This is a genomic window from Nostoc sp. (assembly GCF_036916575.1).
Lineage (GTDB): Bacteria > Cyanobacteriota > Cyanobacteriia > Cyanobacteriales > Nostocaceae > Nostoc.
The window spans coordinates 227813-247880 of record NZ_JBALGC010000004.1; the positions used below are offsets into that span (position 1 = coordinate 227813).

The 20068-nt window shown below is 42.5% G+C and carries 19 protein-coding genes and 1 pseudogene; 12 read left to right on the forward strand and 8 right to left on the reverse strand.

The window, feature by feature from the left end; genetic code table 11:
• Positions 1-350 precede the first annotated feature (350 nt).
• The 5 genes from V7L29_RS02160 to V7L29_RS02180 all read left to right on the forward strand — a co-directional run bounded on the left by V7L29_RS02160 (position 351) and on the right by V7L29_RS02180 (position 5576).
• Entirely contained in the window at positions 351-1904 is a 1554-nt protein-coding gene (locus V7L29_RS02160; RefSeq protein WP_334692321.1) for a cation:proton antiporter, read from the forward strand.
• Positions 1897-2109, forward strand: coding sequence for a hypothetical protein (locus V7L29_RS02165; RefSeq protein ID WP_334734381.1), 213 nt, complete (start codon positions 1897-1899; stop codon positions 2107-2109). The genes V7L29_RS02160 and V7L29_RS02165 overlap by 8 nt, the downstream gene beginning before the upstream one ends.
• 5 nt (positions 2110-2114) lie before the next feature.
• Positions 2115-3710: a calcium-binding protein gene (locus V7L29_RS02170; RefSeq protein WP_334734382.1), complete on the forward strand. Its 1596-nt coding sequence runs from the start codon at positions 2115-2117 to the stop codon at positions 3708-3710.
• 117 nt (positions 3711-3827) lie between these two features.
• Positions 3828-5117, forward strand: coding sequence for a calcium-binding protein (locus V7L29_RS02175; RefSeq protein WP_334734480.1), 1290 nt, complete (start codon positions 3828-3830; stop codon positions 5115-5117).
• Between the two features lie 192 nt (positions 5118-5309).
• Positions 5310-5576, forward strand: a complete 267-nt coding sequence (locus V7L29_RS02180) for a transposase family protein (protein WP_334692312.1) — start codon at positions 5310-5312, stop codon at positions 5574-5576.
• 239 nt (positions 5577-5815) lie between these two features.
• On the opposite strand, the gene V7L29_RS02185 is transcribed toward V7L29_RS02180, so the two are convergent.
• The 4 genes from V7L29_RS02185 to infC form a co-directional block, all read right to left on the reverse strand.
• Positions 5816-6379 (reverse strand): DUF3124 domain-containing protein, encoded by a 564-nt coding sequence (locus V7L29_RS02185; protein WP_334734383.1) that lies wholly within the window; start codon positions 6377-6379, stop codon positions 5816-5818.
• A gap of 195 nt (positions 6380-6574) precedes the next feature.
• Complete coding sequence (locus V7L29_RS02190) at positions 6575-7252, reverse strand: potassium channel family protein (protein ID WP_334692311.1); 678 nt, start codon at positions 7250-7252, stop codon at positions 6575-6577.
• 431 nt (positions 7253-7683) lie between these two features.
• Entirely contained in the window at positions 7684-10689 is a 3006-nt protein-coding gene (locus tag V7L29_RS02195; protein ID WP_334734384.1) for an MFS transporter, read from the reverse strand.
• Between the two features lie 308 nt (positions 10690-10997).
• The gene (gene infC, locus V7L29_RS02200) at positions 10998-11531 is read right to left on the reverse strand and encodes a translation initiation factor IF-3 (RefSeq protein ID WP_334692309.1); all 534 of its coding nucleotides are present in this window, start codon (positions 11529-11531) and stop codon (positions 10998-11000) included.
• 454 nt (positions 11532-11985) lie between these two features.
• Here infC and V7L29_RS02205 point away from each other — a divergent pair, with 454 nt between their 5' ends.
• Positions 11986-12132 carry a WD40 repeat domain-containing protein gene (locus V7L29_RS02205; RefSeq protein ID WP_334734481.1) on the forward strand — a complete coding sequence of 49 codons (147 nt, stop codon included), beginning with the start codon at positions 11986-11988 and terminating at the stop codon, positions 12130-12132.
• Between the two features lie 495 nt (positions 12133-12627).
• Positions 12628-13536 carry an alpha/beta fold hydrolase gene (locus V7L29_RS02210; protein WP_334734482.1) on the forward strand — a complete coding sequence of 303 codons (909 nt, stop codon included), beginning with the start codon at positions 12628-12630 and terminating at the stop codon, positions 13534-13536.
• A 109-nt stretch (positions 13537-13645) separates the two neighbouring features.
• On the opposite strand, the gene V7L29_RS02215 is transcribed toward V7L29_RS02210, so the two are convergent.
• Positions 13646-14014, reverse strand: coding sequence for a BON domain-containing protein (locus tag V7L29_RS02215; RefSeq protein ID WP_334692308.1), 369 nt, complete (start codon positions 14012-14014; stop codon positions 13646-13648).
• Between the two features lie 269 nt (positions 14015-14283).
• Between V7L29_RS02215 and ilvN the strand changes: the two genes are divergently transcribed.
• Entirely contained in the window at positions 14284-14802 is a 519-nt protein-coding gene (ilvN, locus tag V7L29_RS02220) for an acetolactate synthase small subunit (RefSeq protein WP_334692307.1), read from the forward strand.
• A gap of 133 nt (positions 14803-14935) precedes the next feature.
• Here ilvN and V7L29_RS02225 read toward each other — a convergent pair whose 3' ends face one another.
• Positions 14936-15436, reverse strand: coding sequence for an ester cyclase (locus V7L29_RS02225; protein WP_334692306.1), 501 nt, complete (start codon positions 15434-15436; stop codon positions 14936-14938).
• 347 nt (positions 15437-15783) lie between these two features.
• Here V7L29_RS02225 and V7L29_RS02230 point away from each other — a divergent pair, with 347 nt between their 5' ends.
• The gene (locus V7L29_RS02230; RefSeq protein ID WP_334692305.1) at positions 15784-16305 is read left to right on the forward strand and encodes an adenylate kinase; all 522 of its coding nucleotides are present in this window, start codon (positions 15784-15786) and stop codon (positions 16303-16305) included.
• Positions 16306-16429: 124 nt separating this feature from the next.
• Positions 16430-16627 (forward strand): hypothetical protein, encoded by a 198-nt coding sequence (locus V7L29_RS02235; protein ID WP_334734385.1) that lies wholly within the window; start codon positions 16430-16432, stop codon positions 16625-16627.
• A gap of 184 nt (positions 16628-16811) precedes the next feature.
• Here the strand turns inward: V7L29_RS02235 and V7L29_RS02240 are convergent, their stop codons facing one another.
• Positions 16812-17195, reverse strand: a complete 384-nt coding sequence (locus tag V7L29_RS02240; protein WP_334734386.1) for a hypothetical protein — start codon at positions 17193-17195, stop codon at positions 16812-16814.
• A gap of 603 nt (positions 17196-17798) precedes the next feature.
• Here V7L29_RS02240 and V7L29_RS02245 point away from each other — a divergent pair.
• Positions 17799-19262 carry a serine hydrolase gene (locus V7L29_RS02245; RefSeq protein ID WP_334734387.1) on the forward strand — a complete coding sequence of 488 codons (1464 nt, stop codon included), beginning with the start codon at positions 17799-17801 and terminating at the stop codon, positions 19260-19262.
• Positions 19263-19381: 119 nt separating this feature from the next.
• Positions 19382-19618, forward strand: a complete 237-nt coding sequence (locus V7L29_RS02250; protein WP_334692302.1) for a type II toxin-antitoxin system HicB family antitoxin — start codon at positions 19382-19384, stop codon at positions 19616-19618.
• Here the strand turns inward: V7L29_RS02250 and V7L29_RS02255 are convergent.
• Positions 19551-20049 (reverse strand): annotated as a pseudogene (locus V7L29_RS02255) (pentapeptide repeat-containing protein); the annotation flags it as partial. The gene V7L29_RS02250 and the pseudogene V7L29_RS02255 overlap by 68 nt on opposite strands.
• Between the last annotated feature and the right edge of the window lie 19 nt (positions 20050-20068).

Sequence of the window (20068 nt, forward strand, 5' to 3'; positions counted from 1 at the left end):
TTGGTAAGGAACTTCATTTTTGTATAAATGTACCATTAGTTTGTATTTTATTTAGGATTGCTATAGTTATATATATACGGTCGCTCGTCCAGCCATATAGTCATATACCTTCTATTTCGATAAATAGATAGATTACCACATTCTTGTATTAGTGGGATAGATTCTTGAATGAGTGTGTGAAATCTGAGTGGGTTACGCAAGGGGGTAATTGCTATAGCAGTGGGTACACTTTTAGCGGTAGCGAGGTACTGGCCTGTTCAGTTCTGAACTTACACGTTAAAGTTGCTAATTTGGCATAAATGAGGAGAAAATCTATCAGTCAAGTCCAAATAACTTTCCAAAACGTAATAGTGGATGTTACTGAATTAGTCAAAGTTTCAATTATTCTCTTGCTCGTTGCTACAGGTGTAGCTTTGCTATCCCGGCGGTTGCGAATCCCTTATGTTGTGGGTTTAGTATTAGCAGGTTTGCCCATCACTGAGCTATTGTCTCGTCCGATTGGTTTAAATCCAACCCTTGTTTTGAATCTTTTCCTGCCAATTCTCCTGTTTGAAGCTGGTATTAATACAGATGTCAGTCGCCTACGCAGCACCTTTAAACCAATTGCCCTACTAGCTGGGCCAGGGGCTGTGCTTTCCAGCGCTATTATTGCCGTCCTATTGAAATTTGGACTGGGACTGAGCTGGATACCTGCCTTATTTGTAGGAGTAATGCTGGCAAACACTGATACAGTTTCAATGATTGCTATCTTTAAGGAAATACCGGTACCCTCCCGGCTTTCCACCATCGTTGAAGGAGAAACTTTATTTAACGATGCTGCTGCCCTAGTTACGTTCAACCTGGTTTTGCAAGTATATTCGACAGGTTCACTCACCTTACTACAGGGAATCCAACAATTCCTATTTATCTCTCTAGGAGGCTGCCTTGTGGGGTTAGTCTTAGGCTACTTGAGCATACCTGTATTCGCCCGTTTGGATGATCCCCTTAGCAGTCTATTACTGACGGTAGCAGTTGCATTAGGCACTTTCCAGGCTGGAGAATTTCTAGATGTATCAGGTGCTGTCGCCGTTGTTGTAGCTGGATTAATTTTCGGGAATTTAGGCCTTTCTGGGAATACTTCTGCTTCTAGTCGCATTACCTTGTTGAGTTTCTGGGAATATGCCAGTTTTACTGTCAATACCTTTATTTTTCTATTGATTGGTGTAGAAATAGACCTGGTAACACTCTGGAAAACTTTACCTGCAATTCTACTTGCAGTTTTGGCTTATCAAGTCGGGCGAGTTCTTACGGTCTATCCTCTACTAGCAGCGGTTCGTTGGTTTGACCGCCCAATTCCGTTGCGCTGGCAACATTTACTCTTTTTAGGCAACATCAAAGGTTCACTCTCAATGGCTCTGGCACTGAGCTTACCCACTACATTACCAGGGCGAGAAGTCCTGATTGCTATAGTCTTCGGCAGTGTGCTGGTGTCATTAGTCGCACAGGGTTTAAGTTTGCCTTGGGTGGTAAAACGCTTAAAATTATCTAAATTTTCAGAAGTTCAACAACAGGTTGAAGAATTACAAGCCCAGTTGATGACAGGTAAGGCAGCACAGGATGAATTAGATAGCCTGTTGAAATCAGGGGTGTTACCAAAAGCCGTTTATGAAGAGATGCGTTCAGCTTATCAGGTGCGAATTGCTGGTGCAGAAAAGACACTGCGGGAACTTTATAATCGTCGCCCTGATAAGTTGGAAGGCAAAAGTGGCAACAGCAGTAAACTTGATGCCATTCGCCGCCGTTTACTGCTGGCAGAAAAAGGAGCACTCAATGAGGCAATGCGGAAGCGAATTCTCTCAGAAGAAATTGTGCGCGGGCGGATACAAACTCTTGATGAACAATTGTTGAAACTAGAAGATGATTAATTTGTTGGGCACTTGTACTGAGCGGAGTCGTAAAGCCTGCGGCATAGCTACGCTTAGGGCGCAACCTAAGAAGAGAAGTATTGGACATCGGGCATGGGGGAATGGCACTAAGTTAATCAAATTTCGGCGAATTTTTGTGCCTGAAAACCGCACAAATATCAACTTGAAAACTGAAGTTACTGAAAAAAACGATTTAGGTAGGTAAAAATTATGGCAAATATAATTGGAACCAACGGTAATGATACTCTCATTGGTAGTGCTGGTGACGATACCTTAAGTGCTAGCGATTCATCAGGCGATAAGCTACTGAATGGGGGCGATGGCAATGATTCTCTCTCTGTCTCTAACTCCCCTCCCGAAGCGGAGGACTACTTCCAGGAACAACGTGACAAAAACACCCTCAACGGTGGTGTAGGTGACGATACCTTAAATGCTAGCAATTCCCCAGCCGATAACCTGCTCTTTGGGAGCGATGGCAATGATTCTCTTTTTGCCTCTGGCGCCTTTGGTAATAATACCCTCAACGGTGGTAATGGCGATGATATCCTCACAGATGGCGATGGCAAGGATATCTTCACAGGTAGCGGTGGCAAAGATAAATTTAAATTTGTTTACGACTCCTTCATCAACAATAATAATATCACTGATTTCGGTGGCGTAGGTAAAGGAACAAACCCGACAGCAGCAGTCATTGCCGAAGTAGACACCCTAACATTTCAAGGTGCAGGCTTAACTGCCAAAAATCTGCTGTTGACCCAAAATGACAACAATCTGGAAATCAGCTTTTCTGAGGTGTTTAGTCCTAGCAAACTCATCCTGGAAAACTTTGCCCTGGAAAACCTGGAAAACTTGAGCAAATCTACAGGAGCCACTGTAGACTTGGGCAATATTTTGTTTGATGGACAAACTACCATCACAGACAGCTTTGATGTTTTCAATGCCAACTCCACTCAAAGCACTATCTTCAAAAAGAACACTGTTACCTTTCTTAACGACCTCTCCAATAATGTTAACGGCTTTGACAACTCAGATGATGTCATCAATGGTCAGGGAGGTGATGACATCATTGACGGCAAGAGTGGTAACGACCTTTTGAGGGGTGGTCCGGGCAATAATACTCTCAACGGTGGTGCTGGTAACGATACCTTGAATGTTGACTTTTTACTAGGCGATAATTTGCTCTCTGGGGGCGATGGCAATGATTTTCTCTTTGCCTCTGGCTACCAGTATGACTCCGGCTCCTTCTACGGTCCACAAAAATATGACCTTTTCTTGTTAGGCAATAATACCCTCAATGGTGGTGCAGGTAACGATACCTTGAGTGCTAGGGGTTCAAAGGGCGATAACTTGCTTTCTGGAGGCGATGGCAATGATTCTCTTGACATCTCTGGCTATGAGTATGGAGGTAGCGGATACTACTTCTTTTCCTCCACCAACTCTGTCTCGTCTGGCAATAACACCCTCAACGGTGGCGCTGGTGACGATACCTTGGGTGCTAGCGGTTCAAGAGGCGATAACCTGCTCTCTGGGGGCGATGGCAATGATTTTCTTAACATCTCTGGCGACGATCAGAATCAAGCTAGCGACTTCTACTACGACTATAGCTCGTCTGGCAATAATACCCTTAACGGTGGCGCTGGTGATGATACCTTGGATGCTAGCGGTTCGACAGGCGATAACCTACTCTCTGGGGGCGATGGTGATGATTCCTTCTATCTAAGCTTCTTATCCAAATATTATGCCTCCTCTGATTCTGATTTACTGACACAAACAGTAGATGGGGGTAAGGGTGACGATGTGTTGTGAGTCAATTTTGGCAATCCTACCAGAGGAATCACAACAACATTCAATGCCACTACTAACATTGCATCAATTACGGCGGGCAGTTATAGCGTTAGCTACAAGAATATAGAACGATTAAATATCTCAGGTACAAAGTTCGATGATTTTATTGTGGGGAACGATGGCAACGATACATTCTCCACAGGCGATGGTGGCAAAGATACGATAGATGGGGGTAAGGGTGACGATTTATTGTCCGTCGATTACACATATTATTATACAGGGGGGATCACAACGACATTCAATGCCACTACTAACATTGGCTCAATTACGGCGGGCACGAATAGCGTTAGCTACAAGAATATCGAACGATTAAATATTTCAGGTACAGAGTACAATGATTTTATTGTGGGGAACGATGGCAACGATACGCTCTCCACAGGCGGTAGTGGCAATGATACGATAGATGGGGGCAAGGGTGACGATGTGTTGTCCGGCAATTATAGGTTTGCTAGCAGAGGAATCACAACCACATTCAATGCCACTACTAACATTGGCTCAATTACAGCGGGCACGAATAGCGTTAGCTATAAGAATATTGAACGATTAAATATCTCAGGTTCACAGTACGATGACAACATTGTGGGGAACGATGGCAACGATACGCTCTCCGGAAACAATGATAATTACAATGGTGGTAGGAGTGGCAATGATACGATAGATGGGGGTAAGGGTGACGATTTGTACTCCGTCAATCTTAACTATGCTACTGGAGGAATCATAACGACATTCAATGCTATTACTAACATTGGCTCAATTACGGCGGGCACGGATGGGGTTAGCTACAAGAATATCGAACGATTAAATATCTCAGGTACAGAGTACGATGACAACATTGTGGGGAGCAATGGCAACGATACGCTCTATGGTAATGTTGGCAATGATACAATTATTGGCGGTGCAGGTAATGATAGCTTGAGTGCTAGCTATTCGGGCAATAATCTACTCTCTGGGGATGATGGTAATGATATCCTCACAGGTGGCCGGGGTAATGATAGTCTCTATGGAGGAACTGGTACTGATACCTTTGTTTTCAATAGTTATTATGGAAGTGTTGATACTATTTATGACTTCAACGCTACCAATGACCTAATTCAGGTATCGGCTGCTGGTTTTGATGAGGAGTTATCATTAGCAGCTAATAAGTTTACAATCGGAACATCTGCAAGGTTATCAATAGGTTCACTCTTCGCTAATCAGTTTACAATCGGAACATCTGCAACGACAAGTAATCAACGATTTATCTATGACAATATTACGGGTGCATTGTACTTTGACGCAGATGGCAGTGCAGCTGAATTTACTCAGGTAAAATTTGCACAACTTTTGGGTAGTGTAACGCTAACTGAAAACAACTTTGTGATTGTTTAATCGTGATTAGTGTTCTTCTATCACTTTAGGTACGGAATGGGAGGTTCTATTTTAAGTACTTTCCATTCATTCGATTGTTCAATATACCTCTTGCAAAAGTCCTAGATGTGTGGGAGAAGTAGTTTAGAGTTGGGTAGCATTGATGACCTACGAACAAGTAAAGAACCATTAGCCAGAAGACTTTAAACGCTTGTGTGGTATACGCTCAGAGACTTTCAAGCAGATACTAGAAATAGTGCGAAAAAAACCAGAGGCGGTAAATTAAGTTATGAAGATAAAAAGAGTAATCAAGAATTAGCCAAAATTAGAATTTTAGGTGAGCATGTAAATCGCAGGCTGAAGGTGTTTAAAATTTTGTCCCTTACTTATAGAAATCGCCGAAAAAGATTTGGTTTAAGGTTTAATCTGATTGCTACCCTCTACAATTACGAGCTTTGTCTCAGGGCTATTTCATTCTAAAATGTCACGTTTTTATGCTTACGAGTTAATTCCCACAAAATGGGCATTTTTCAGGGGTAGGTTCGTTGCTAAATTCTTGTTTTTCCCAAAAAGATTCGTCAAAACTGCCCTAAAAATAGAACGAAATAGCCCTGGCTTTGTCTCCCCAAAATCAAATCTTCCTGAGCGACTTTTGCAAGACGTATAATGCATTCCCGTGCGGAGCATGGGAACGAGGAAACTTAATTACGAATTATGAATTATTTTGAAGGCGATCGCTTATAGTTATTTTGATCTTTAATTACCCTACCCGGACTGATAAAAGAAATTCCTTGTTGAAAGTCAGTACCAATCATGACTGCCTCCACTATAGGTTCGGATATTTCTGTTTGGGCTACCCACTCTACAATAAAGTTTGCGCCTAAACCTCCACTGGTGTCATTTCTATTTATAAAAAAATCTGTAGAAGCTAGCGCATCAAGTTGAATAGGGCGCTCCAAATACTGCTTAACTAATTTCCCATCTGAGTTATAGTAGCGCACGGAAGTAATGATCATCGGATTGGTCAAATCTGTATTCCGAATACTGAGCGTAACTGCTAACTCGAAAATTTCCTGCCGATTGTGATGATAGATATGAGAATAGACAGGAACATAAACAGTTTGACCGCTTGCTATCTTAAAATTATTATCCAGTGTCACGGTTTTTTGCAATGGGGTTGCTTGAGTGGCATCGGGTTGTGACTTGGGTGGAATATTTGTTGATTTACAAGATGCAAGAAAAATAATAGCGATCGCTAAATAAATATGTGGATACAGCTTCATCAAAATTTATTTATACTAATTTTTTATACATGTGTAGCTAACCCCACTTAAGGGACTTCAAAATAAAAAATATCTAATCGCTGTAAAGCTGTTATTGAGCAGGGGAAGATGAATCTGATAGTTGTATTGGATACAAGAATTTGGATAATTTAATTTTTGGAGTTCCCTAATAAACAGTTTAGGTAAGGACTGCGCTCAACATTTTTGTTCAATAAAATCAATGACTTGATGTAAAGATCCTGGTTTAGTCACAATCAGCACAGTTGAATGAGGTTCCAGTATTGTACTGCCGTTAGGAATCATCAAATCTTCATGGGGATGGGGTTGATAGCCAATAATTAGCGAACCAGTAGGGAATTGGGAATCCTGAGCAATTTCGGCAACGCTACGACCAGCAACATAGCAATTGTTTGGGATAGAAAGTTTCAGAACCTCAATCTGTCCCTGCTCAAAATGCATCATTGATTCTACTTGGGGATACTCGATGGCATTCACCATTGTTGAAACCGCTAGTTCCACAGTACTGATGATATGGTTGGCTCCAGCTATCCGCAGTGGTTCAGCAAAATCGGAGTGGCGCATCCGACTTAAAAGGTGGGGAACACCGTAGTGTTTAGCAAGAGTTACCATTGCCAAGTTTAAGGCATCACTTCTTAGAACAGCTGCCAAGGAGCCGGCTTTGCGAATCCCAGCTTCTAACAATACTTCTGTACTCACAGCACTGCCTTCAAAAGCCATTGCTCCCACTTGTTCACGGGCATAGCGGCAAGCGATAGGATCAATGTCAATTACGGCAACAGTATGCCCTAGTTCTACCAGTTTTTGCGCTAAACTTAGCCCCACTAAGCCTGCTCCACCTATGAGTACGTACATGGCTGTTCTTGATGCTCTGTAACTTCTTGTTCCACTCTATAGGCTAACAAGGAAATGAAGATGTAGCTTGAGAAACTGCTGGTTACTGAGTGCTGAATGCTCTTAGCGTCGCGAGATGTAGCCTTTTTGAATTAGCTTTGGTAATATAAAAATTATTTTACTATAGCAATCCTAAATTATTCGTGAAAAGTTAGATCCCCGACTTATTAGAGAAGTCGGGGATCTGGACACCACGAATTTGAACGAAATCAGACAACGCAGTGGCTTCCCTTTACAAGGGGAGGGTTAGGGTAGGGTAAAAAATATTTGATACATCAATTATGACTTTTCAAACAACCTCTAATGAATAGCTTGCTTCAATTTCAATCATGTAAATGCTGCAAGAGCATAAGTTAATTTTCATTTGTTATTTTCTCTATATTCAGTTTTTTTCAATTGTAATTTTTAAACTGGTATTTTTCGAGCAACTCTTTAACTTGAGCAGCCACCAGAGGATGTGGATCTTTTTGTAACTGGGGTAGAATTTGGAGTAGAACGCGATGTGAAACCAGATGCAAGTATGCGATCGCAGCTTCTCTGACAAAGCCAGTTGGATGACGCAAACTCACTAATATCTCAGAACTGGTCAGTCGGATGCGTGTCACTTGAGCATAATGAAAACAGCAAGCTAAACACCAGTCAGAAAGGAAGTTACCCAACATCAGCAATCTGTGGAGGCGATCGCTAACTACCATATTTTCATATTCTGCAATCTTAGCTTCTACAAGATGTTGCAATTTTTCTGACTGTGGTCGGTTATCTAAAATATTCAGCAATAAAGACTTTGAAGACAAAGTTACGGTATGCTCTAAGATTTCCAACCCCCGCGCTAAGTTTACCACTGAGAGCGATCGCAGATTGAATGCTGCTGCCTGCATCTTTTCTGGCGAGTAAAGCAGTTTTAGTAGCAGTAGCACCCGCTCTTTGACATCCAATTCCAATTCTAGAAGGGCGCGTTGTAGTAATCCCGAGACAATCACAATCCTCTGGCTTGATTGATGATTTTCTTTTTCGTATAATGTTTTAAAGTCTATGTATGCGGCGTAAATCTCACCTAAAAACTTTAATTCCTGCTTGATTAAATTTTCTACCCGACTTTCATAAAACCGATCCACTAAACCTGTAATTCCTGGTTGTTTATGTATTTTTAGTAAGCTGCGAAGAATATGATCCCTAGTAGTGCCCCAAGATGTTTCCAAGTTTTCCCATAAAATCTCTAATGCTTCCTGGGTGCCGACTTGAGCAATGGTTCGCCAAGCGTACATCCGCACTACTTCCGGTTTGTAAATATTCGTAGCCAACCGCAACAGCATTTCTAAAGCTTCATTCTCCAATCGCACTAGGGCTGACATTGCTGTAATGCGGGTTGATTTGTAATAAAGTGCTGCAATCAGTGCCGAATAGTACTCTTCTAAATGCGTTGCTGCAATCATTTCCAATACGGCACAGCGCACTCGTAACGACTCATCTTGTAATAAATTCGGGATGTGAATCCGCAGCGCCTGCAAATAAACTGCTTCTCTAAGCGCTCTGACTCCATTCACCCGTTCCCGTTCTTGCTTATGAGTCAACATCCGGCGCATGGTTTGGGTGGCTGCTACCTTTTGCATGGGCGTTCCTTGGCGTAAGACTAAAGCGGCGGCAGTGGCGCGGATGAGTGAGTTTTGGCGAGGGTTCAGGTATCCTTCTAGGAGGCTTAAATTGGGATTTTGTTCAGCCAGCCAAACATAGCGCAGTGCTAGAGCAAAAACTTCGGGGTTAGTTTCTTGGGATTGTTCTAACAAAGGACGGATGGCGGATAGATAAGCAGGATTTGCACCTGCCACTAGCATCACTTCCAAACTTTGGCGCTGCAAATCTGGGGTTAATTTGATTAGTAAAGGTGCTAAAACTTCCGCAGATCCTTGAGAGTCAATTTGCGCTAAAAGTTCAATGCAAGAGCGTTTATCAGATTCACTGCCTTTTTCTGCTAAAGCTTTGACTACCTCCTGCTTAAAGAATCGTAAGCCCATATTGGTTGCACTCAAGTGACCCCGTGCCACACTCAAGACTAACAGTTCAACATAGCGCGATCGCAATTCCCAAACTACTTTTAAACAGGTGCCAGCTATCAGCATTGTTTCTGCTACCAACACCCACTTTTGCAGTGGTACGGGTACAAACCGCCCACAAAACAATAGAGTTACAAAAATTAGTGCTCCTGTCAAACCTGTAGCGATCGCTTCGGCGGTTCCGCCAGATAAAGTCTGCATCCGGCTGCGAATTCCCTCTGGAATCGGTTGGTACAGGATGGGGCCGCTACTCATGACAAAGGTGTAGCGCAGAAGTTCATCGCAGAATTTGACAATCACCAAACCCCAGAAAAAGCTTTGCGATTGTATGGCTGGAATTAAATGCAGAAATATCAGCACTCCTGGTAATGAAAAGCCTACAGTAATTGGTAAAAGCGTGGCTGTGAAAAATACCCCCATCCGTTCGATGAGTCGGCTGGAAATAAACCATTGCAACAACAACTCACACAGTCCCAACATCCCACCAAAAAGACCCAAGAAGCTAGCAAGTTCTCGGTCGTTCAAATTAGATTGGAGTTCGCGCAGATACTGAAAATCTATTAACAACCCAATAACTTGCAACAGACCTACAAAAGCAAACAACTGCCAGACATAGCGCTTCAGCGGACTTTTGAGGAAACGCGCTCGTGAGGCTTGGTCTTCAGGAATTAGTCTTTGTGGGGTTTCAGGAAAAGCTGCTCGATAGTGATGAGTTAAATAGAATAAAATCCCTGATCCGAATAAAATCACTACACAGGCGATGAGAATGATCTTATTCAGCGTGGCGTATTGCACTAGCCAAGGCAAACTAAAGCCACTGATTACATCTGCTACTAAAAGGCCACTACTCACCAGTGGGTAAGTCCGCTTAATCTCCCGAATGTTAAATATTTGGTTGGCGACGATGGAGGTGTTGAGGTCATTGACCACATAAAGTGCATCTACCCACAGCCGCAGCAGAAATACCGAAATTACTACTAGGTAGGAAAAGTGCGCTCCCCAACGTAATACAACTAATAAAACTAATGGCATTAACATGCAAGGTGCGATCGCTACAATCACCCGGCGTAAGGGAAAAATTTTTTGCAGCCAAGAGTATAAAAAAACCAGTCCTGCACTCATCACAGCACTGGCAATATACATCCACGGCAGTAGGTGAGTCCCATATTCGTCCAAAAACAGCGCCACCGTACTGTCCTCTGCCCACCGCAATCCTACAGATACAGTTGTATAAAAAATAAACATTATCTGAGTTCGTTCGCTCTCCTCTGGTCGGAGATTCACCCACTGTAGTAGTCGTGGTAAAGCGACTTTATTTGCAACCAACCAGTGATTTTTCAGTTCCATGCAGTTTTTATTTTCTGGTAGTATCACCGCGTAATGGAGCAGGGGGAGCAGGGAAAGCAGGGGAAGAAAATACTTTCTTGTTTTCCTTATCCTCCTTGTCCTCTTGTCTTCCTTGTCCCTCATCTCCTGGAAATAGCAAAAGTCCTAAGCAACTGAGTATTATGTTTCCCACTTAGCCTTCAGGACTATCGATTTTAGATAAATTTAAACGAACTCAAAGCTTTGGGCGCATCCAAACGAAAAATGAAAAAATCCCCTAGCTATAAGTTAGGGGATTTTCAAACTTAGTCTATTAAACAGTTAGAGAATTATTTTTTGGGCGAGATGAGCATCATCATATTTCGCCCTTCTTTTTTTGGCGCTTGCTGAACCTCACCAAATGGCTCCAAATCCGTTGCCATTCGTTTGAGCAAATCTTCTGCTAGATCGCTGTGTTGAATTTCTCGACCCCGGAACATTACAGTAGCTTTGACTTTATCACCATCTTTCAAAAAGCGCTCTGCTTGCTTAACACGCACGTTGTAGTCGTGTTCTTCTATTTTGTAGCGCATCTTAACTTCTTTGACATCAGCCGTGTGCTGCTTTTTCCGGGCTTCCCGCGCCTTTTTCTCCTGCTCAAACTTGTATTTCCCGTAGTCCATAATCCGACAAACTGGCGGGTCAGCTTTGTCACTGAGTAGCACCAAATCTAGCTCTTTTTCTTCTGCTAGTTGTAGTGCTTCCTGTGGGAGCATAATTCCCAGTTGGGCACCGTCAGTGTCAATGACTCGAATTTTCGGGAAGCGAATTCGTTCGTTAATTTGGGGCAGATCGCGAGTTCTTTTCTTCTCAATCACAGGCATTATGATTTGTGGGAGCTCTTAATGAAGGATTTAGTGTGGTCTAGATTGCTATGCCTCAGAGGCAAAATACTCAAATAACTCAGGACTGAAAAAATAGTCTACACTTCTAGGGTAGCTAATCCATAAACTAGTTGCGTCGTTGTATTTGTCATTCTACTCACTCTAAGAGAATTTCTTTGCAATAGTTAATCTAAATTACACAACTTAGACTGATGTTAAATATTATTACAATTATTTAGCAATACTTTTTGCGATGGTGTGACCGCCCACCGTAAGCGATCGCATTGAACAATATCATCTCTCCAGAACGTCAAGTTCACAAATGCTGGATATCTCGCAAAACTAATGTAACATATTATCTTACATACAGTAAGTTTAGTAGTATTCATAGTCAAAAACCACTGATTAATTTACTTAGATAGATGCGGTAGCTATCAACCAGAGAGTTGACAACATTCACGAGCAAAATAAACTCAAAAAGCATATCCAACATGTCAACAGCGCCAGTTTTAGTCCGGATGGCAAACACATTGTCACTGCCTCAGCAGACAAAACCGCGCGGGTGTGGGACATTGAGGGTAAGTTAATCGTCGCCTTTTAGGAGAGAGGTCAAAGTGTATTGCATATAAACGAAAAGCGCTATATTTGTAGGTTGGGTTTTACTTAGTTCAACCCAACCTACCCCGCAAAATGTTGAGTTTTGTTCCTCAACCCAACCTACACATTTTTATTTTTTAGGCAAAACCTACGCAGTATTGTCCCTTGTAGGGCTTGTCATTACCCACATTTTTGTAACAGTTAAAGTATTGCACTGATGCACATCCCGCCAGAACTAAAGTTCTGGGCTAATAGCTCAAGTCCACTCAAGTGGACTGAAATTTGTTGTTTAGTCCTCTGGAAAGGACTTTAGCTATTAGCCTTGGAATTCTATTCCAAGGCGGAATAGCAACGAAGGGGGGATTGTCAGATTTGGGTAATGACAAGCCCTGATAACGTTGGCGCTGGGAGTTAGGTTTGGCGTTGGTTTTTCCACATAACGTGAAAAATCAAAGTTTTATAATAGTATTTCAACGCTGATAAATTAAAGGAGACTGCGATCACTACACTACACTGGCAGGAACGGGTTGGTAATCAAAGGGATTGGGTTTGGCGTGGCTGGCAAACCCGCTACACCTACATTCGCCCTAGCCAAAATCACCACAAAACAACACCTCTGATATTACTACATGGCTTTGGCGCTTCTATTGGTCATTGGCGACATAATTTAGAGGTGTTGGGTGAATATCACACAGTCTACGCTATAGATATGTTGGGTTTTGGCGCTTCTGAAAAAGCCGCAGCTAATTACAGCATTGAACTTTGGGTAGAGCAGGTTTACGATTTCTGGAAAACATTTATCCGTCAACCAGCGATATTAGTAGGTAATTCCAATGGTTCACTGATTTCTATGGCCGCCGCCGCTGCTCATCCTGATATGGTGCGGGGTATGGTGATGATGAGTTTACCCGACCCGTCATTAGAGCAAGAAGCAATTCCGACTGTGCTGCAACCGCTTGTCAGAGCAATTAAAAATATTGTCGCTTCGCCGTTGATACTTAAACCTGTGTTTAATTTCGTGCGCCGTCCTGGGGTGCTGCGTCGCTGGGCTAGTTTCGCCTACGCTAACCCAGAGGCGATTAGCGATGAACTGATAGAAATTTTAGCTGAGCCTCCCCAAGACCGGGGTTCCACTAGAGCTTTTAGTGCTTTGTTCAAAGCTGCGATCGGAATTAACTTTAGTCCCAGTGTCAAGAAAGTATTACCAACCTTAACAATTCCGATGTTGTTAATTTGGGGAGAAAAAGATCGGTTTGTTCCCCCAGCCTTGGCTAACCAATTTGCCCAGTATAACGAGAAATTGGAAGTGCTGAATTTGGAAGATGTAGGGCATTGTCCCCATGATGAATGTCCTGAACAAGTTAACCAAGCTATTTTAGATTGGATTGAGAGAAGGGTTAGGAGTTAAGAGTTAGGAGTTTAAAGTTAGGAGTTAGGAGTTTGGAGTTAAAATTTTTTCTCTGTTTCCTCTGCTCCCTCATCCCCCTGATCTCCTTCTGGCTTCTGCCCTCTTACACCTAGCCAATCGTGGCTTGGTTAGTGTCAACATCTGTCGCACCATTCACAGAATTGGCTACAGAAATCATTTTGTTGAGAATTTCTTGACTGGGGACTTTACCTTTCAACACCACAGTGCTACCAGTCTGAGCCACCCAAAGGGTATTAACATCGTCGAGTTGGGGGTCTTCATCAAATGCCAACGCTACCCGCTTTGCTAAACCACTTTGGTCGTATTCTCCGTTTAATCCTACACGTTCTGGCGGTATTGATTGAGTAGAAGTAGATGCAACGTTACTAGTCGCAGCTTCCGGTATTGCTTGTGCAGTCGGATTTACTTCTGCATTTTGAGGTTTTTCCATACCAAATAATCTTTGTAACCAACCCATAAAAACTTTTCTCCTATTAGAGGCTTATCAAACCTGAGTATAAAGGCTTTACAAAAAAGCCGCATCTGCCAATGAAAAGATATGCACTCAATCAAATTCCTGCTTGCAGTATGATTTCTGCTCAATTTATCTCTAGGAATGCAATGAGTGTAACTATTAAGTTTAAAATAGAAGGTCGCACTGACTTTTTTAGTGCGGTAGTACGTCTAGCGTAGGCGTTAACTAGTGTCTGCATTACTCAATTCCTGCTCTAGCCTCTGTTGGCGAAGATGAAACATACCCTTTCAGTTCTGGTAGAAGATGAGGCGGGTGTTCTTTCCCGCATTTCTAGTTTATTTGCGCGTCGCGGCTTTAATATTGAAAGCCTTGCTGTTGGCCCTGCTGAACAAGGAGGAGTCTCGCGAATTACGATGGTTATACCTGGTGACGATCGCATTATCGAGCAACTCACCAAGCAATTGTACAAGTTAGTCAATGTCCTTAAGGTACAGGACATTACCGAAACTCCTTGCGTCGAGCGGGAATTAATGCTTTTGAAGGTGAATGCTAGTAGCACCAATCGCTCAGAAGTGATCGAACTGTCTCAGATTTTCCGGGCGCGAGTCGTGGATGTGGCGGAAGATTCTCTTACCTTAGAAGTTGTGGGAGATCCAGGTAAAATGGTAGCGATCGTCCAGGTGTTGCAAAAGTTTGGTTTGAGAGAAATCGCCCGCACTGGCAAAATTGCTCTGACTCGTGAGTCGGGTGTGAATACCGAGTTACTCAAGTCTTTGGAAGCAAAAGTTTAGTTAGGAACTTAAATAAAGGCTTTGTAAATAATCAACTTGTGGGGGCGCACATCTGTGCGCCCTTAACCTCTGTTGCATCCAACGTTGCTGCTACTCTAGGTCAAATGGCTGATGGTGTTTCATTTATCGAGAGTTATCTTAGCTTTTGTGCCTTTATTGCAGGCTTCTTAAACGGCTTAGATAAAAAGCTTTTAAAAATATGCGGCAAAAGTGCGGGGCCTGGTAAAAAGATAATACCCAACTGTTGCATTAATCCTAGTGCGTCGCCTTGGCCCCAATGTTCAATGATTTTGCCATTGTCAACGCGATCAATGTGCATGATTGATAACTTGATTTGCTTACCTGTTGGAGGAAGACCTTGAAAATTACCAAAATGTGTAGCTGTAAACGTTCCACAGGTGGCTACTTTATCGCCTTCAACAATTACTTCGTCAAATTTATGTTGACCATTAGTAAAAGCTAAATAAAATGCCATACCAAACTGTTTGAAACCATCGCTATTGAGGGGTTCAGATTCGCCAGCCAAATGAGCGACAAAATTGGGAGCCAGAAGTGCTAATGCTTGCTCAATATTCCGATTGTCAAAAGCTTTATAAAACTGAAGAACAATAGCTTTGTTTTGTTCGGTTGACATTATATACTTCTTTTTTGACTAGATTGTATCTGATCAACAAATGCGATCGCACTAGGAGACGATGATAGTCTCTAAATGTGGTTAAATGAGAAAAAGTTATAATTCACTGCGCTGACAATCGCCCAATACCACCCTTGCCCCTCAGTTTTGGGTTGTCTTTGGCTAGAATTTGACACACTTTGCCTAGTTGATAGAGCGTAGGCATAGGATAAACAATACCAAAGTAAAGTAGTACAAATTTTCCGGCAACACTTATTGTAGTATAAAGGTAATATGAGTAAAACTCTTATTCTTTCCTGACAAACTTGTGCCAGCTTTTACTTGCTCAGATTATAAGGAGAGCGGTGATGAAAAAAGTAGCAGTGTTTGGCAATGCTGGAGGCGGTAAATCAACTTTAAGCAAGAGATTATCCCAAATCACTGGTTTGCCACTTCACGTCTTGGACAAAATTAAATATCAATCAGGGGGAACTGAAGTTCTACATGAAGACTTTTTAAGCGCCCATCAGAAAATTTTAGCTACTGATCAATGGATTATTGACGGGTTTGGTTGTATGGAAACCCTCTGGCCACGACTAGACAAGGCGGATACTCTGATTTTTGTCGATCTACCACTATATGTGCATGGATGGTGGGTCACTAAACGACTAATCACAGGTTACTTTAAACCGCCAGAAGGCTGGCCCTCTAACAGTCCAATATTGAGAAGTTCGGTTAATAGCTACCGTGCGCTTTGGTTATGTCACAAGTATTTGACTGCAAAATATCGTAAATATATCGAGCAGGCTCAAAACATCAAAAGTGTTTATCACATCCGTTCGACTAAACAGATTTCGCAATTTTTTGAATTAATTGATGCAAGAGACTAACTTTATAAATAGCGCATAAATCTAGCGTTCCCGATTACTGGCCACAGACAGCTAAACAACGGTCAATCAATTTTGAATTTTGGACTTTCCTGCGGAACGCTACGTGTAGCTTGCTTCTCCGTTCGTGGAGCGTCTCGTAGAGAAGGAGTACGGCTACGCTCAGTCGAACGATTTTGAATTTTGGATTGAAACAGACCACGAAAGCGAACAGCAGGACGAAGTACGGGTACGGGGCTTAAGTAAGGATGCAAGGATTTCCTCTAACAAGACTTATTTTGCCCACGCTTGGACGGGGCATGAACCAAAAAAATCTAAAATTTAAAATCTAAAATCTAAAATTGGCACGGTCAAATAAGGACGATTCAGCTTCCCCAAGATTGCAACAGATTTTTGACTGTCTCCTCCAAAGAATCGGAATATATTCGCGCAAGGCGATCGCATTTTTTTTTGGGTCATCTAACAAAATCGCATTGCTCCCATCGTCTTTATTGGTCTGGTTGATATAGTTAAATTGATTGACTTGCAACTGCAACCAAGTTTTTGCGAGTGGGACGCTTGCGGTTTGATTTTTTCTTCAGCCCAACCGCTTGGGCTTGATCGCTATCTGAGCCATATTGTCCGCGCACAACTTCTTTCATGGCTAATACAGCATTGTGAAATTCCCATTCTGCTAATCGAGCAGCATCGACAGCAGCACGGTATAAAGCTAGTTTCTCGGTTTCAGCTTGTTGCTGTGTCAACATAGTCTGATAAGCTTGCTGGATGTTTGCAACAGAGGCATTAGAACGGTTTGTATTGTAGGTGCCGACGGTTTGTAAACCGTGGAATGAGGTAATATCTTGACTAATGATTTGAAGACGTAAACGACGTGTTGTATCTTGGTTAGGCATACATGCATAGGTGATAAGCTATATATTTAATCTGCCCAATCCAAGGCACAAAATAACAATCAGGTGAAGTTTTTAGATAAACTGTAAAGTTCTTAATTCTCCCCCTTGAATAGATGGAGGGACGGGGGAGAAGATTTAAAGCTTTTCCCAAAATTAAAAAAAATGCAAATTGTAAACGCGACAGTTTAAAACAAAGTTAGAGATAAAGTCGGTTAGCTTATGCAAGCTAACGCATTGACAAAGCGGCCGATGCATTCACAATGCAAGCCGATGTATTAACAAGGCGGCCGCTGCATTCACAATGCAAGCCGATGTATTAACAAGGCGGCCGCTGCATTCACAATGCAAGCCGATGTATTAACAAGGCGGCCGCCGCATTCACAATGCAAGCCGATGCATTAACTTAACTTTGTAGTGCGTAGGCGTAGCCCGTCGTAGACATCGCAAACCGTCTCCATGAGAATCGCTTGACGTAGACAGCATCGATTTTTGCTAATTACTGCTATAAGACAACCCGTACAGGGACATTAGAAGGGCGATCGCAAAGTTTCAGTAGAATTGGATAGTACTGAAAAACCCAGAACGGAAAAGTGGCGTACACCAATGCTGCAATCCATTGAACAACGCATTAAGCGTGTCATCAATAATCTTCTGCCAGTAACAGCGTTAGAAGGAAAATTTGGTTTACCAAAAACATTGAATGAGCAATTGACGCATTACCATACCCCAGGTATCAGTATTGCAGTTATTAATGATTTTGAAATTGAATGGGCGCGTGGATTTGGGGTGTGTGAGGCCAGAACAACTTCTAAAGTTACACCAAATACGTTGTTTCAAGCAGCCTCAATCAGCAAACCAGTTTTTGCCTTAGCGGTCATGCGTCTTGCACAAGAAGGTCGTCTCAGTCTTGATGAAGATGTCAATAATTATCTCACCTCATGGCGTGTGCCTGTGATCGCTCCTTGGCAACCCCGAATAACGCTGCGCCAGTTGTTGAGTCATACTGCTGGCTTGACTGTGCATGGCTTTCCTGGCTATCCCAACTCAGATCCATTGCCAACCACGGTTCAAGTTCTCAATGGCAAACCCCCAGCCAATACCGATAAAGTGGAGGTAAATATCATTCCTGGTTTGCATTACCGCTATTCGGGTGGCGGCACAATAGTTGCCCAACAAGTATTAGTTGATTTGCTCAAGCAACCTTTTCCAGAAATCATGCGTGAATTGGTACTCGACCCCTTGGACATGACAAATAGTACTTACCAACAGCCGCTTCAGAATGATTGGTTAGCAAAAGCAGCAACGGCTCACCCGTTCTCTGGTGTCCCACTTGAAGGCAAGCACCACGTTTATCCTGAGATGGCAGCAGCAGGTTTGTGGACAACAGCATCAGATTTAGCCAAAGTTGGAGTTGAACTCTTGCGAGTATTGCATGGCAAACCTCCTGCCGTGTGGAGTCAAGAGACTATCAAAGAAATGTTGCGTCCCCAACAGATAGAGCAAACACAAGGAGCGAATGAATCATTTGTGGGATTAGGAAATGGATTATTTGTGGGATTAGGATTCTTCGCAGATGGTGGAATTGGTGATGGTTTCTACTTTTTTCATAGTGGTAAAAATGAAGGATTTGTAGCATTGATGCGTGTTTACGCGCATATTGGAAAAGGTGCTGTTGTCATGCTCAACTCGAACGAAGTTGAACTGATACCGGAAGTAATGCGAGCTCTTGCGCTTGAGTATGACTGGCCTGACGTGTTTGAGAAAGAAAAACCAATTATCACCCTATCGCAAGCTGAGAGCTACTCAGGGTTATACTTAACAAAATCTGGATTGCAGTTCAAAGTAGTGAGCCAAGATGAGAATTTGTTCCTACAATGTGGGCAGCAACCGCCGTTACAGTTCTTCCCCACATCAGAGCTAGAGTTCTTTGCTAAAGCAGTAAATACGAGTATTTCCTTTGAAAGGGATGACACAGGCAATATCACTGCAATGACTTTAAGCCAAGCAGGTGTTATGAGTTTAAGACAACAATCAGATAAACAGATTAGAGCAGAGAGACAGGAGTGAAAAAACAAGCGCAGGATACCCAGATGGTCGATTGAGTTGTAGAGGTTATCTGTGTCCGGAGTGAAATGGTCGCAGGTTACAATAATAAATAATTAAAACTCTCTTGCCAACAACAGTGTATGAAGTTCAATGTAACACTTGATCGTGATGAAGATGGGGTTTGGATTGTCGAGTGCCCCAGTATTCCTGGTTGTGTTAGTCAAGGTCAAACAAGAGAAGAAGCCCTGGAAAATATTAAGGATGCGATCGCAGCTTGCCTTGAAGTTCGTGCAGAACTTGGTTTATCGGCTACTTCAGATAAATCAGCAAATTCAATCCTGGAATTGTGCGGGAAAGTGTCCACAAAACTAGGGTGATGTAAATTACACCCAAACTTCATTGATACCAAGCAAGTGCAGAGATGATATCTGGTAAGTGTTCGTCTCGCAGGCGGATGTCGTTAAATCCTAATTTCAGTAGGTTGTTGAGGCTAAAATTATAGTAGTTGAGCCAGTTCCAGCGGCGATCGCTTTGGAGGGGCATATATCGTTCCCGAAATGTCTGATTCCTTGGTATCACTGGCAAACGTCCAATCAACAATCGTAACTGGCCAAATGTGCCGTCTTCTGTGAAGTCAGAAACGTCCATTAAATCGTGATAACGACCTTGTTAGTAAAGTCGGATCAAATAAAGCCATTGGGATGGGGACAATAATAATTAAAAGACACCCCAATGTCAGCCAAGGTTGTTCAGCATTGCGAAAGATAGCTAGTAAGCTAAAAAATTCTAAAACGCTAAAACTGACTAATGAGTTAAAAGTTAAACCA